This is a genomic window from Vibrio sp. 1978 (assembly GCF_033344345.1).
Genome location: NZ_JAWPOP010001118.1, coordinates 1 through 502 on the forward strand (window position 1 = coordinate 1; position 502 = coordinate 502).

The following is a 502-nucleotide window of genomic DNA, read 5'->3' on the forward strand; positions in this document are numbered from 1 at the left end:
CACTACGCCATTGAGGTCACTGGTAATCAAACTCGCCGTGGTGTTGTTGATCAGACTCAAAGCGTTAGTCCGCTGAATTTCCTGTACCTTTTCACCATATTCGATGAGCTTTTCACTCAAGCGTCCGATCTCATCATTGCCGTCCACCACAACCGGATGGCTCAGGTCGTTTTTGATTATGGCATCAATACTGTCACCTAACCCTATCAAACGCGCCACAATGCGGCGGTTGATGAAGTAATACGTCAAGAACATGCTCGTCATGATCGACAAACTAAAGCAGACAATCAAAACGTGGTTGCCGTAAGACACACGCTCGGCGGTTTCACTCTTCACCTGTTTGAACGTTTGATCCGCAGTAGAAACCAGTTCACCAATTTGTTGATGAATGGCTTCCATGCTGAGCGCGATTTGCTCTTGTATTTTCTGAATATCGCCGTTCAGCGTCACTAATGACATCAATTGTTTATCGAACGCGCCTTCTGGACTCAACACAACCACA

At 46.4% G+C, this 502-nt stretch carries 1 pseudogene; it reads right to left on the reverse strand.

The annotated features are described in order from the left end of the window. Nucleotides 1-502 (reverse strand): annotated as a pseudogene (locus R8N49_RS30955) (two-component sensor histidine kinase); the annotation flags it as partial.